The sequence below is a fragment of the Crocosphaera sp. XPORK-15E genome, assembly GCF_034931425.1.
Taxonomy (GTDB): domain Bacteria; phylum Cyanobacteriota; class Cyanobacteriia; order Cyanobacteriales; family Microcystaceae; genus UHCC-0190.
On sequence record NZ_JAYGHQ010000013.1, the window covers coordinates 35,001 to 48,550 of the forward strand.

General features: G+C 37.6%; 11 protein-coding genes. 4 read left to right on the plus strand and 7 right to left on the minus strand.

Annotated elements, in window-relative coordinates; genetic code table 11:
* Positions 1-16: 16 nt before the first annotated feature.
* Together VB691_RS15430 and VB691_RS15435 are read left to right on the plus strand one after the other, a co-directional pair.
* Positions 17-244 carry a type II toxin-antitoxin system prevent-host-death family antitoxin gene (locus VB691_RS15430; RefSeq protein ID WP_323292400.1) on the plus strand — a complete coding sequence of 76 codons (228 nt, stop codon included), beginning with the start codon at positions 17-19 and terminating at the stop codon, positions 242-244.
* Positions 241-627 carry a type II toxin-antitoxin system VapC family toxin gene (locus VB691_RS15435; protein ID WP_323292401.1) on the plus strand — a complete coding sequence of 129 codons (387 nt, stop codon included), beginning with the start codon at positions 241-243 and terminating at the stop codon, positions 625-627. The genes VB691_RS15430 and VB691_RS15435 overlap by 4 nt, the downstream gene beginning before the upstream one ends.
* Positions 628-903: 276 nt before the next feature.
* Here VB691_RS15435 and VB691_RS15440 read toward each other — a convergent pair whose 3' ends face one another.
* The 3 genes from VB691_RS15440 to VB691_RS15450 form a co-directional block, all read right to left on the minus strand.
* Positions 904-1,473, minus strand: a complete 570-nt coding sequence (locus VB691_RS15440) for a Uma2 family endonuclease (protein WP_323292402.1) — start codon at positions 1,471-1,473, stop codon at positions 904-906.
* A gap of 89 nt (positions 1,474-1,562) precedes the next feature.
* Positions 1,563-3,008, minus strand: coding sequence for a diguanylate cyclase domain-containing protein (locus VB691_RS15445; protein ID WP_323292403.1), 1,446 nt, complete (start codon positions 3,006-3,008; stop codon positions 1,563-1,565).
* Positions 3,005-5,563 (minus strand): CHASE domain-containing protein, encoded by a 2,559-nt coding sequence (locus VB691_RS15450; RefSeq protein ID WP_323292404.1) that lies wholly within the window; start codon positions 5,561-5,563, stop codon positions 3,005-3,007. The genes VB691_RS15445 and VB691_RS15450 overlap by 4 nt, the downstream gene beginning before the upstream one ends.
* Positions 5,564-5,859: 296 nt before the next feature.
* Between VB691_RS15450 and psb34 the strand changes: the two genes are divergently transcribed.
* Positions 5,860-6,048, plus strand: coding sequence for a photosystem II assembly protein Psb34 (gene psb34, locus VB691_RS15455; protein ID WP_323292405.1), 189 nt, complete (start codon positions 5,860-5,862; stop codon positions 6,046-6,048).
* A 98-nt stretch (positions 6,049-6,146) separates the two neighbouring features.
* Here psb34 and folE read toward each other — a convergent pair whose 3' ends face one another.
* The 3 genes from folE to accA all read right to left on the minus strand — a co-directional run bounded on the left by folE (position 6,147) and on the right by accA (position 8,805).
* Positions 6,147-6,857, minus strand: coding sequence for a GTP cyclohydrolase I FolE (folE, locus tag VB691_RS15460; RefSeq protein WP_323292406.1), 711 nt, complete (start codon positions 6,855-6,857; stop codon positions 6,147-6,149).
* Positions 6,858-6,884: 27 nt separating this feature from the next.
* The gene (locus VB691_RS15465) at positions 6,885-7,613 is read right to left on the minus strand and encodes an SDR family oxidoreductase (RefSeq protein WP_323292407.1); all 729 of its coding nucleotides are present in this window, start codon (positions 7,611-7,613) and stop codon (positions 6,885-6,887) included.
* Between the two features lie 193 nt (positions 7,614-7,806).
* A complete protein-coding gene (accA, locus tag VB691_RS15470; RefSeq protein WP_323292408.1) occupies positions 7,807-8,805 on the minus strand; it encodes an acetyl-CoA carboxylase carboxyl transferase subunit alpha in 999 nt (332 codons plus the stop codon).
* A 116-nt stretch (positions 8,806-8,921) separates the two neighbouring features.
* On the opposite strand from accA, the gene VB691_RS15475 reads away from it, so the two are divergent.
* On the plus strand, positions 8,922-10,856 hold the full coding sequence (locus tag VB691_RS15475; protein WP_323292409.1) for a serine/threonine-protein kinase: 1,935 nt from the start codon (positions 8,922-8,924) through the stop codon (positions 10,854-10,856).
* Between the two features lie 20 nt (positions 10,857-10,876).
* Here the strand turns inward: VB691_RS15475 and VB691_RS15480 are convergent, their stop codons facing one another.
* Positions 10,877-13,333: a hypothetical protein gene (locus VB691_RS15480; RefSeq protein ID WP_323292410.1), complete on the minus strand. Its 2,457-nt coding sequence runs from the start codon at positions 13,331-13,333 to the stop codon at positions 10,877-10,879.
* Between the last annotated feature and the right edge of the window lie 217 nt (positions 13,334-13,550).

The window sequence follows — 13,550 nt, forward strand, 5'->3', positions numbered from 1 at the left end:
AATGGGGCTAAATTTTATGCAAAAACTTTACTTAAAAGAAGCGAATAATCAATTAGAGGAACTAATTAAAAAAGCATCTCAAGGAGAAGAAGTGATTATTATTAGTGATGATGGGGAATGTTTTCAAATTCTACCTCTGAAGTCAAAAAAACCTCGTCCAAAATTTGGAAGTGCTAAAGGTTTGATTGAAATGTCAGATGATTTTGATGAACCTTTAACAGATTTTGAAAATTACGAACCATGAAATTATTACTTGACACTCATACTTTTCTTTGGTTTATTGATGGAAGTTCAAATCTGAGTCAGACAGCAAGACAGTTAATTGAAAATGAAGATAACCAGCGTTTTGTAAGTATTGCTAGTTTATGGGAAATAGCAATTAAAGTTAGTATTGGTAAGCTTAAATTAGGAGTATCATTGCCTGATCTAGTAAAGCAACAGGTCTATGATAATGATATAGAATTGCTTGCAATTAGTCCTGAGCATTTAGATATATTAAGAAAGCTAGATTTTCATCATAAAGATCCCTTTGATCGCTTGATCATTTCACAAAGTATAGTAGAGAAAATGACAATCATCACTAAAGATACTGCGTTTATTAGTTATTCTGTTCAGATTTTATGGTGATTAACCGAAATCAATGGTAGTTGAGTTATAATTAATGTAAGTATATAAATACAAAATTGGACTAAATTTTATGTAAAAACTTTACTTAAAAGAAGCGAACAATCAATTAGTTGATCTGTTCGTAAACAACGGACAGCTAATCTAATTTTAGGATAAAGCGGATGATTTCTGTCAGCAAAACGCAATAAGACGTTGGTATCAACTAAATAAATCACAATTAGAGATGATCCTCATAAATTCCTGCACGACTTACCCCATAATCCGATGGTTAAAGAATTATATAACAGGTATATCTAAAATAAAATCATGTAACACATCTTCCCCCGATAAATTACCAGGAAGAGATACAATTTCTTTATCTTGATTTAGGCGATAAATTTCTACTTGTTGCTGTTGGGGATTAATTAACCATCCTAACCGTAACCCTGCATCAAGATATTCCGCCATTTTCTCTTGTAAGTCTTCTAAATTATCGGTTCGTGAACGCAATTCTAGCACAAAATCAGGGCATAAAGGAGGAAATTTTTCTTGTTCTTCGTCTGTTAAACTATCCCATCTTTCTAATTTAACCCATGCCACATCAGGGGAACGTTTTCCCCCATTAGGTAAACGAAAAACCGTTGAAGAACTAAAGACGATTCCTAATTTTGTTTGTTCATTCCATAACCATATTTTACTAATTAATCTGGCTTCTCGACTACCACTTTTTCCACCTAATGGGGACATAATCAATAATTCTCCTTTAGACGTTAATTCCAATCGCCATGCTTGATTGACTTGGCAAAGTTGATAAAATTCTTCATCGGTGAGTTGAACGGGTTTTACATTAAGCGTGATGGTGTTCATTATTGAATTATTAATTGTGAATATCAATAGCTATTGTTCACAGTGCTATTTTAGTGCATTTTTACAAATTGAAAATGATTCAAAACTAATCAAGAAAGTCTAGCATTAACCACTTGATCACGTCCTTGTTTTTTCGCTTTAAATAAAGCATCATCCGCACTATCAATTAAACATTTAAGATCTAATTCTAAGGAAGGAATCATCGTTGCTACTCCTAAACTCATGGTGACATAGGGTTGGGCATCTGAGGCTTTATGAGGTATATTTAAGGCACGAATCCCTTCTAAAATGCGCTGGGCCACTTGTGTTGCCCCTTCATGGGGGGTATCAGGCAAAATAACTGCAAATTCTTCTCCTCCATAACGAGCGACTAGATCAGCAGGACGTAAGGCCGTACTAGCGATCGCCCCTGCCACGTTTTTCAGACAATCATCTCCCCCTAAATGGCCATAAGTATCATTGTACCGTTTGAAATAGTCAATATCTCCTAAAATCAAGGATAAGGGTTTTTTCTCCCTTGCTAAACGTCGCCATTCTTGTTCTAAGGTTTCATCAAAACAACGACGGTTGGCAACTTCGGTTAAGCCATCAAGATTAGCTAACCGATGTAATTTATGATTAAGATCGTGCAATTCTCGGTTCATTTTGTTGAGAGATGCTTCATATCTTTGTTGTTCTTCTTCCGCACGTTTCCTAGTAGTAACATCCGTTTGTACTCCAATATAATAAATGACTTTTTCTGATTTATCAAGAACAGGAGATAAAGACACTTCATTCCAAAATAAAGAACCATCTTTGCGATAATTTCTGAGGATAAAACAGCAACCTTGTCCCTCTCGAAGACATTGACGTATTTGTTCTATTTGTGGTTGATGGCGATCGCTTCCTTGTAAAAAACGGCAATTTTTTCCTTTAACTTCTTCTAAAGAATATCCTGTCATTTTTTCAAACCCAGGATTAACATAAATAATGGGATAATCAGAATGAGTAGCATCAACAATAATAATTCCATTATGAGTTGCCGCCACTGCTTGATGTAATAAGTAGGCTTCAATTTGGGGTTGAGAATAAAATTGTTGAGCAGATTCTGTTAATTTTAATTGTCGTTTTAGCTGACTATTATTGCCTTTTAATTTTTGACTAGACAAACTAATTTTTACTTGATTTTCAACCCTAGCCAAAACTTCCTCAAGTTGATAAGGTTTGGTAATATAATCTACGCCACCCATTTCAAAAGCCTTAACTTTTTCCCCGATTTGATCGAAAGCACTAAGGAAAATAACCGGAATTTCAACCGTATTTGTCTTGGCTTTTAATTGTTGACAAACCTGATAACCATCTAGCTGAGGAAGTTTAATATCTAATAACATTAAATCAGGGGGTTGGGTTTCCGCCGCAAGTAAGGCCATTTCTCCATCAATGGCTTGTCTAACATGATATCCTTGATCTTTGAGAATATTGGAGAGTAATCGTAAATTATCAAGTTGATCTTCGACAATTAAAATATTAGCTTGATAGGGAGTTTGTGTCTTCATGATTCATTAATTAAAGGTTGAGTAAGTTCTCGAATTTGACGAAAATTAAAGTAATTAACTAACTCAGTCATTCCGATAGCAACAGTAATCTGTTGATGAGGAATTTGTTGAATTAATTGGTACAAACTTTTACTATCTCCAGCACTCGCTGCCCAATCAACTTGATTAATCCAGTCTAGAGGCATCATCCCTAAAGATGATGGAGTTAAACTAATAGATAAATTATCTTCATTCTTTGTTTCCATTTCTTCATTTTCGTAATCATATTTCACTCCCAAATGTAGTTTGATTTTATTCAGTAATCGCTCAATTTCAAAAGGTTTATACAAAATATCATCACAAACTGAAGCTAATCTATTAATTTGATCGTTTTCTAAAGTACCTGAAGAAATTGCAATAATAATTGTCTGATTTTTTTGCGTTAAATCCTTAATTTGTTGAATTGTTTGATAGCCATCCATAACAGGCATACGAGTATCCATGAAAATTAAATTAGGTCGCCAATTAAACCAAATATCTAAGGCTTCTTGCCCATTACTAGCTTCTTGCACTTCAAACCCAATAGGCTCTAAAAATTTCATTAATAACTGTCGATTTTCTTTTTGATCATCTACAATTAAAATACGATAATTTGCTTGATTAGGGGCTAGTCTAACTACTTGTCTAGTTGCTGTAATTGGCGGCATATCTTGTTCTTCAGGAAGAATAACAGGCAAATAAAACTGAATAATTGTGCCTTGATTAACTTGACTATTCAAATATATTTTACCCCCCATTAAATGCACTAATTTTTTAGTAATTGATAAGCCTAATCCTGCTCCTTGGGTGGGAATTCCTCGGAAAAAGGGTTCAAATACTTTTTGTTGTATGTCTAAAGGAATTCCACAGCCTGTATCCTCCACTTCAATCCAAATAATATGTTGTGAAGAATCATTATTATTGCTGATTTCATCTAATGTCCATGATTGATTATTACTGACTAATCGTAAGGTAATACTGCCCTTATCTGTAAATTTTATTGCATTATCTAAAAGATTAATTAATATTTGTCTTAATTTATTTTCATCGGTTTTAATATAGGTGGGAACTTCGGGATCAATATCAAGGATTAGCTGTAAATTTTTGCTCTGAGCTTTAAGCTTTAACATTTCAATAATTGGCTCAATTAGTTTTTTCAAATTAAAGGAAGTTGAATTAACAAAATCTGAACCGACTTCTAATTTTGAAATTTCTAAAATATCGTTAAACAAGGTCAATAAATATTCCCCACTACGACGCATAATGGTTAAATTTTCTCGTTGTTCTAGGGTCAAGGTGCGATCTCGATTGAGTAATTCAAGAAATCCTAAAATAATATTGAGAGGGGTACGCAATTCATGACTCATTTGCCCCAATAATTCATTTTTTCCCTGATTAGTAGCTTCTAATTGAGCCGTTCTTTGCTTCACCTTTTCTTCTAATTCTTCAGTGGTTTTAATGAGTTCAGCCGTTCTTTCTTTTATTAATTGTTCAACTCTTTTTTTGTCTGCTAAAGTTGTGCCTAAATAAATAGTTACCAAAGTAGTTAATCCTAATCCTAACAGAAAAATTAGCCCTGATCTGACCAAAATAGGAAATAAATTAATATCAGGAATTATGATTAATGACCATTGACGATCCGCAACCTGTAGTGATCGCTGACAATTTAATGATTTTTGACAGCTAGATGGCAAATTTAAAGTAATATCTTCAGACTTTTTAAACCGTTTAGATTGAGCATCAAACTTTAAAAAAATACCACTATTTTTGGTTGGCTCTTGCTCAATTAAATAAAAGCTAAGATCGTAATTAGGTAAATGCTTCAACGTCATTTTTATTAAGTCTTCAAGTCGATAAACTGTATAAGCAGTTCCCCTAAATTCTTGATGGCGTTGTGCGATGTTATCTACTTGGCTACCACGACTATAAATGGGATAGTAAAGAACAAATCCTGTTTCCCCATTAATAAGAGTAATCGGTTCACTGGCTGTAATTTTTCCCGTATTTCTTGCTTTTTGCAGAGGCATATTTAAGCTTTCTGTTGACCCCAAGTTTAAACCAATTACTGATTGATAAAAAGGTTTAGGTTCTCCATAAGTAACCGGAAAATATTCGGTTTTATTTTCCAGGGGCTGACCATCTTTTGCCCATATCGTAAAATCAGGAAATCCCTGAGATTTCATCATTTTTTCATAAAGAGAACGTTCTTTTTGGGAAATTAAAGGGGCCCATGCCATGCCAAAAATTCCTGAATACTCATTTAAAAAAGGTGTCGTAAAAGCCTGAAAATCTTTATTAGTTACTTCATCGGATGCCTCATAAAAAATCCCTAAAGCCTTCGTCACTTGAGTATATTCTTGAAGATGTTGTTGAATATGTTGGACAATGTGATCTCCTTTTGCTTCAAATGCCTTTTTAGCTTGATCTAATTCGAGATTCCAACCCATCCAAGCAGCGATGACCGAAATTCCCCCCCCGATACATAAACTAATACCTAGGGGAAGATAGGAATGAAAACGGGAGAACGGATCTGTCATCAAAAAGAACCACAAGCGTAAAGATTTAACAGCGAGTCAGCGATCGCCCTTGAGTGAAGTCTTCCCAATGACGACAATCAGAACAATCAGGGATATTTTGTAGATTAGCTCAGTTTAGTGGGTTATTGCTTAGGCAATTCTGCGGATCTCTTGGGCTGTTTTTTTGCAAAATTCCGTGATTCTACCCTTCGCCTTGATGTCCTACTCTCTTTGAGAATGGACTTGTTTGTAAAGATTTTTTATATTATATTAAGAACAGTGACTAAAATAAAACAGTGAATTAGAGGAATTTTTTCATGCCCTATACAACGGAAGAAGGCGGACGTTTAAACAACTTTGCGGCAGAACCAAAAGTCTATGAGGCTACGCCCCCCACCAAGTCCCAACAACGTAACTACATTATCCTGGGAGTTGCCGCTTTGTTGTTAGTCGGTGGTTTATTGACTGTTGCGGTGTATGCTTCCTCTAATGTGGGTGTTAGCTAACTACGCTATCACCACTCATCATAACAAAAGCCACCCCTGAATCTATTATAGAGGTGGCTTAATTTATTGTTGTGATTGCCGTCAAACTTTTAGACAGCTTAGAAGAATTTTGGTTGATGACGGATTAAATTGAGGAATTCCTCACGGGTTTTTTGCTCTTCTTGAAAATCTCCCAGCATGGCACTGGTGACAGTCCAAGAGCCAGGTTTTTGAACCCCACGCATAACCATACACATATGAGTAGCTTCCATGACGACAGCTACCCCACGAGGTTCTAAAATTTCTTGAATAGCTTCGGCAATTTGACGAGTGAGACGCTCTTGTACTTGTAAGCGACGGGAATACATTTCCACGATCCGGGCTAATTTGCTCAGTCCCACCACTTTCTGGTTAGGAATATAAGCAACGTGGGCCTGTCCCATAAAAGGTAACATATGGTGTTCACACAAGCTAAAGAAATTAATATCTCGAACTAACACCATTTCATTGTGTCCCTCGTCAAAGATCGCCCCATTGACTAATTCTTCGAGAGACTGATCATAACCTTGGGTGAGAAACTTCATGGCCTCTGCTACCCGTTTCGGGGTTTTGAGCAACCCTTCCCGCTCCGGATCTTCTCCCACCGCTTCTAACATAGTGCGGACAGCATCCATCATTTTCTCGGTACTAACATCAGAAGGCGGCTGAATTTTAGCTTGCTGTCCATTGTGGGTATTGCGATCAGGCCGAGTCACTACTCTCTCCGTTAAATTAGGGTTGAGGGCATTAGGGTTAAGGCGATTGGAGCCGTTAGGAGACGCTATTGTCATAGTTAAAGTAAAAACGCTTATCGGGGATTAAAGGGTTCCAGCACTTGGTAAAATGGTGATCTCTTCCATGACGGCTTCTGCTGGTAAGAGGGCCGCCTGAAGGATAGTTTGGGCCACAAGCTCAGGCTTGAGCATGGCAGTACGATCAAAGTCGGCCTGTACTGTCTCCGTGTCCCAAATCGGTGTATTAACAGCACCCGGCAGAATGGTTACGACACGGATGCCATGGCTTCGCTCTTCAGCCGCTAAGACTTTTGAAAAAGATACCAAACCCGCTTTACTGACACAGTATGCTCCCCAGCCCGCAAAAGGCTGAGTCGCGGCAATAGAGGCGACATTAATAATGATTCCTTGGCTGCGATCGCGCATCTGGGGCAAGACCCCTTGAACACACTGAAAGACACTGGTTAAGTTCAAATCTATTACCCGTTGCCAGTCTGATAGGGATGTCTCCCGCAATAAATTGGTGTACCCCATTCCTGCGTTATTGACTATAATGTCAACGCCATCAAAATCAGCCACAATTTCTTGGATTTTTGCTGGTATTTCTGATAGCTGACTTAAGTCGATCTCATAGGCTTTGGCCTTAACTCCCTGCTCTCTAGCTGTTTGAGCCACAGATTCTAGTTGATCAAGGGAACGGCTAACAAGGGCAACGTCAATCCCTGCTTGAGCAAAGGCTAAACTGGTTGCTTTGCCAATACCACGACTTGCGCCTGTGATAATTGCTTTGGGTTGATTTAACGAAGAACTCATGGTATACTCAGTTTTCTATTTGACATTTCACCCACGAGTGAACTGCGCGATGCTCTGTTTGTGGTATCCTGTAACATTTCCAAATTTAAGAAATTGTTACAAAAGTTCACTTTGCAATTATAACATTCTCTGGGGAGTTCACGGTTAAGGATCTTGAAATCCAATGATTGTGAGACTGATACCCTGTCGTTATCTAGTGGGTTGCGGTTAAGGCGGGTTCTCGCTCTAAAAATACGCCGATTTTACGGAATTTTTGATACCGTAAGGCTTTGCGCTTTTCTGGGGACAACATTGATAATTCTTCCAGATGTTTTAATAAGGTTTGTTTGAGCAGGGCCGCAGCTTCTAGGGGTTTAGCGTGGGCTGCCCCAGAGGGTTCGGGTATAATTTCATCAATAATTCCCAACTCTTTTAAGTCGCTGGAGGTAATTTTGAGAGCAACAGCGGCCTGGGGAGATTTTTTCGCATCTTTCCAGAGAATAGCAGCACAAGCTTCGGGGGTAGCAACGGTATAAACGGCGTGTTCTAGCATCAATAATTGATCGCCGACTCCAATACCTAAAGCACCGCCTGATCCTCCTTCGCCGATGACAGTACAGATGATCGGGACATCAAAACTAAACATTTGACGGAGGTTAAAGGCGATCGCTTCTCCTTGGCCTAATTTTTCGGCATCTACCCCGGCCCAAGCTCCAGGGGTATCAATAAAGGTAATAATGGGCATCCCAAATTGGTTAGCGTGTTCCATGAGGCGAATGGCTTTGCGATAACCTCCAGGGGCCGGCATCCCAAAATTACGGGCTACATTATCCTTAGTATCCCGTCCTTTTTGATGGCCTAAAATAACAACGGGACGACCCCCCAAACGGGCCACGCCTCCCACTAAGGCCGGATCATCAGAGCCGCCGCGATCGCCGTGTAACTCAAACCATTCATCAGCGATCGCCTGTATATAGTCGAGGGTACTGGGGCGACGAGGGTGACGGGCTAACTGGAGGCGTTGAGAGGGGGTTAAGGCAATAAAAATCTCTTGACGGAGGGTTTCAGCACGATTTTCGAGTTGAGCGATTTGCTCGGAGACATCGACATTGTTTTCTTCTGCTAATTGCCGAATTTGCTCAATGCGGGCTTCTAACTCCCATAAAGGCTTTTCAAAGTCCAGCAGAAAGGTTCGGCGTTCGTTTTTGCTCATGAAATCCCCAATAGCTCATCAGGCAGGTCTGACATTATATTATACCCTTTGAGGTTATGCTTGGATTTTCTTTGATGGGATACAATCATAAAATTGTAATAACCTGGCAATTGTCTATGGATACTTGGTTACAACCTGACGCAACGGTTAATCATCGCTATCAGATCCTACGTCAACTCGGACAAGGAAAATTAGGACGGACATACTTAGCTGAAGATCGTCATCGCTTCAAGGAACTTTGTATTCTACAAGAATTTGCCCCTGATGTTCATGATCCCCAGGCTTTACAAAAAACCGAAGAACTGTTTCAACGAAAAGCCCAAATTCTCTACAGTCTCGATCATCCCCAAATTCCTCGTTTTCGTGAATTATTTCCCTTCAAACACGAAGAAAAAATCAGTTTATTTTTAGCACAAGACTATATCCAAGGGTTAACCTATCGTCAGCTATTAAATGAGCGTTTAAGCCAAGGAGAAGTATTTTCCGAAGCAGAAGTGACCCAATTTTTATTAGATATTTTACCCGTTCTTATTTATCTTCATGGAAAGGGGATTATTCACCGTGATTTAACCCCTGATAATATTGTTTGTCGTGATGAGGATAAATTACCCATTCTCATTGATTTTGGCAGTGTTAAACAACTGTCTGCCATTGCCACAACCTATTTTAAACAACCTCAATTACTCACGGCCAAAATTCTGCAAATTGGTCAACCAGGATATGCCCCCCAGGAACAGATTAATCAGGGAATCGTCTCGGCTTCTAGTGATTTATATGGGTTAGCTGCCACTGCTCTTGTTTTGCTGACGGGGAAAGAACCCCTAACCCTAATTGATCCACACACATCTCTTTGGTCTTGGCCCTCAGAAATCTCTTTGAGCGATTCTTTGACCCATATCTTACAAAAAATGTTGGCTCAAGCTTCCGGCGATCGCTATGATTCGGCCCAAGAAGTAATTAATGCCCTAAACAATCTTACTCCTCAACCTACCACACCCACAAAAGTCGTTGTTAATTCTACGGCAAATTCTGCTATAATCTCTCAGATTTCTACTCAGGAAATCTCTCGTCAATCTACCTCTGAAATACAAACCAATATGACATTGACAAGCAATAAAAATAGTCCGATAACTGGCTGTTTAGGTAAGCTTATTTTGATTTTGAGCCTAATTTTAGGATCAGGAATGATTGGGTGGTGGGCCGGAAAAGTATGGATATCACAAGTATTGACAGCTAAGAAAAACCCTGAGCAGATTTCTATTTTTTCTAATGAAGAATCAACCCCAAAAATTAGTGACCAAGAGTTACAGCGTAAAACAGAATTACGCACCCGTCGTCGTCAATTAGGGCTTGATCAAAGTTGGTTTGTTAATGTGGTTGATGAGATTTTTGGCGATCAGTATCCTTCGGAGAAAGGAAGGATCTTGAGCAATGGGAAAGATGATGCTTCTTGGCGAGAAAAATGGGATCAAACGGCGGCTAATTTATTAGATACTTTAGAAGGATTAAGTGCAGAAGCAATGCAAGGAATTGGCAGTTATACCCAAAATCAACGGGATAGTTGGAAATCACAAGTTAATAATTTACATTTGAGTAGTCGGGCGTTATATGATTTAGTTGATGGGCAATTTTTGTCCAAGTTTCCTGAACAGATAGACCAGAATTTTTTGGATAAACCTATTGGCCAAATTTGGAGTGCGATGGTATTAGATACCTTAACAGCTTTACAGTCAGGAACTATCTATGAAAAGCTTTCTTTAGTATCAGAATTTCCCACAATTGAAAGAGAAGAAAGGTTAGAAGTTGGAGCAGGAAAAGCCTATGTTTTACAATTAAACGCCGCCGAAAAAATTGAGATAAAATTAGAAGGCGATCGCAATTTATTGTTATCGATTTATTCACCGACTGGTAATAATAATCTATTAGAAGATTCTCCAGAACATCAATGGTCAGGAGAACTCCCTGAAAGCGGTTATTATGAGTTTACAGTGGTATCTAAAGCGGATAAACCTGTTAATTATAAGTTAAAGATTACGGTTTCTCAAGAATAGTAAAATTAAGCCTAAATTTGTTAACATTTGATAGTAGGGACGGGACGATGTACATAAGCGATCGCCCTTCCTTTGACTGAGTTTTTATCATAAATTCCTTGAAAATTACCCTCTAATTTTGTTCTGTTACGAATTAACTTTAGGGTATATTCTGCTTCTGCATTTGTTGCAGTTAGTAGGGTAGGAAAGGTTTGAATTTTAAGGGTTAATTTAAACTCATTATTGTTTGTTTCACTCTCAATAATTTCCCCTCTAATTCCATCACCATAAACAATTTTATCCCAAGTATTATTAGAGCAAACTAAACCAATTATTAGATGATTTTTAATCATTTTTAAACTAGGTTTATCCCCTTCTCTTGCAGGGGACAAGGTTTGAATTTTAACCATTCCTCCTAACAGGGTAACAAAAATTTGTCCCTGTAACGGTTCATGAGTTTTTTGCGGTAAATTATCCCAAAAAGTAGCGATAGAAACGGCTCTATAATTCCCTTGTCTGAGAGGATTTATGATTTCAAATTGGGGACTATTATTCCATAGTTTATCCCCTTTTCCATGCCAACGATATTTAGTATAACCTAACAGGCCAGGATGGGAAAAACTGCGATCTATTGCCTCTCGCCCCCGCAATTTTTGCCTAGTAATAGTATCATACCCTCCAGGGGGTTCAATGGGGTTTCTGATCAGGCTATAATCATCTGTCCAGGTACTTAATTCACCATTAAGAATAGGACGATTTACAACTTGATAAAAGTCATCGAATAACTCATAAAAATTCCCTCGATAATTGTTGCGAGAAACCACATCAGCATATTGTTTTTCTACTTCTAAAACTGCTGGCCCTGGAGTCTGTCCCCAACGACAACCTAAAATTAGATGATTGGGATCATATTTGCGGATTTTTTCGATACAAATTTGATAATATTGTTCTACCCAAAGTTGAACAAAGTCAGATTGATCTTGTAAATAAGTTTCGGAAATTAAGATTTCTTCCCTTGCTGTTAAATTGCGTATATTTTCTTTTGAAACAATCTCAATTTGCCAAACTTTACCTAAATTTTTCAGGGAAGTATGACGAGTTAATACAAATTCCCAGGCTTTTTGTGCCGCAGGTATTTCTTGTTTTTGACTTAAACAAAACTGTAATAAACCAATGCCTTTTGGGTTTAATTTTGGTTCTGCTGGTAATTCTAATTGATCCGGTTTAATGGGGCCATTATAACGATAAGTAGGGCTATAAGAAATAATACTTTCATTATGACCTAAGACTTCCATAAAACCTCGTTCATTATCTAAAAAATAACCCAGAAGCATTTTATTATTTTTCAGAGGAGTACAAAGATTTTTGCATTTTTCATCAATATTTTCTGCCCATTCTGGATGCCAAACATCAGGAAATTTTTCCATTAACCACGGCCCTTCGTAATAGGTTTCAATAATTTCTGTAAATGCCATATCTTGGTCAAAAAATTCCGATGTTGTCCAGGCCCCCATCCCATTAAAACCCCATTCTTTAAGATAGTTTACCCAGGTTTTAACGGTGGTTTTGGGAAGCGGAGGTAAGTTAGCCCGTCTTCCTCCCATTCCTCCTGCATTTAACCCCGTACAACCCCGATGATAAAAGGCCTTTCCTTGGGGATCAATAAACCACCATTTCCCATAAATACTCTTACCAACTCTAAAAAATTTCTCTTTACCTCGAATGGTTTTAGAATCAAATTTAACGGCAGTTAATAGCTTATCATCATTGGTTTTTGCCATATCTATTGTTTGTTGCCATTGACTAAGTTTCCATTGATAAACTGCTTCAATTTCTGCTTTTGTAACTATTGTAAAGCGAGTAGCTAAACGGGCTAAATTCCAAGGTAGCCATTTTGTTTTGTTGCCGTGATAGACTTCAATAATAATAGAATAAATTCCCTTTTGAACTTGTATAAATTCTCCATGTTTAACAGGTGTTTTATTTACCCACATTTCTGCCTTAACATTTAAACCTGCTACGCCATGACATACCCTTAATAAGTAAGGTTGATCAAAGGTAATAACTGTATAAAAAATAGAATAAATTTCTGGTTTATTATTGCCTATTTTTTTTAGATCAATTGCATCCGTAAAGTCGGGCCAACTGTTAGAGATTATTTGCTCTTTTGGTAAAGTTTTAAAGTTGTTTAAATTTGATACATTATTGATAAGTTTTTGACCTTCTCCTTGGGTTATTTGGGTTTGATATAACCATTGTTGAGGAACCATATTATCTTTAAATTGAATGGGAGTAATATAATTATTAAAAATTATATCTTGAGACGGATAAATATCAATAATAGTTGGTTTTAGGGGTTTAGGTTCAATTCCTGGAATGTTTTGATCATTAGTTTTTACTATCTCTTGAGAGACTGCCGATTTTTGATAGTATTTTGTCAATATTCCAGAAAGTAAAGCGACAGTCCAACCGAATAAAAAACGTCTATTAAATTTCATATTTCCCAATATTCTAAGGTTCTACAGAACTTGCAAGCCAAAATCAACAACTATATACAGTCTAAAGCCTAATACGATAACAACAATAAAATGAGAATAGTAAAAGACAAAAAAATGAGAATTTTTACCGGAAAATTGGGTTTAAGGTTCCCCGTCCCTTTTAGGACGGCTTTATATGGTGTATGATGTTAAGGATAGCGGGCAGGGTAATCAACCG

What these genes read in the sequence shown, in the direction of transcription:
- VB691_RS15450 (WP_323292404.1), bottom strand. Translation starts at nt 5,563, where the DNA reads ATGACAGATCCGTTCTCCCGTTTTCATTCCTATCTTCCCCTAGGTATT.
- VB691_RS15440 (WP_323292402.1), bottom strand. Translation starts at nt 1,473, where the DNA reads ATGAACACCATCACGCTTAATGTAAAACCCGTTCAACTCACCGATGAA.
- VB691_RS15445 (WP_323292403.1), bottom strand. Translation starts at nt 3,008, where the DNA reads ATGAAGACACAAACTCCCTATCAAGCTAATATTTTAATTGTCGAAGAT.
- folE (WP_323292406.1), bottom strand. Translation starts at nt 6,857, where the DNA reads ATGACAATAGCGTCTCCTAACGGCTCCAATCGCCTTAACCCTAATGCC.
- psb34 (WP_323292405.1), top strand. Translation starts at nt 5,860, where the DNA reads ATGCCCTATACAACGGAAGAAGGCGGACGTTTAAACAACTTTGCGGCA.
- accA (WP_323292408.1), bottom strand. Translation starts at nt 8,805, where the DNA reads ATGAGCAAAAACGAACGCCGAACCTTTCTGCTGGACTTTGAAAAGCCT.
- VB691_RS15475 (WP_323292409.1), top strand. Translation starts at nt 8,922, where the DNA reads ATGGATACTTGGTTACAACCTGACGCAACGGTTAATCATCGCTATCAG.
- VB691_RS15465 (WP_323292407.1), bottom strand. Translation starts at nt 7,613, where the DNA reads ATGAGTTCTTCGTTAAATCAACCCAAAGCAATTATCACAGGCGCAAGT.
- VB691_RS15430 (WP_323292400.1), top strand. Translation starts at nt 17, where the DNA reads ATGCAAAAACTTTACTTAAAAGAAGCGAATAATCAATTAGAGGAACTA.
- VB691_RS15480 (WP_323292410.1), bottom strand. Translation starts at nt 13,333, where the DNA reads ATGAAATTTAATAGACGTTTTTTATTCGGTTGGACTGTCGCTTTACTT.
- VB691_RS15435 (WP_323292401.1), top strand. Translation starts at nt 241, where the DNA reads ATGAAATTATTACTTGACACTCATACTTTTCTTTGGTTTATTGATGGA.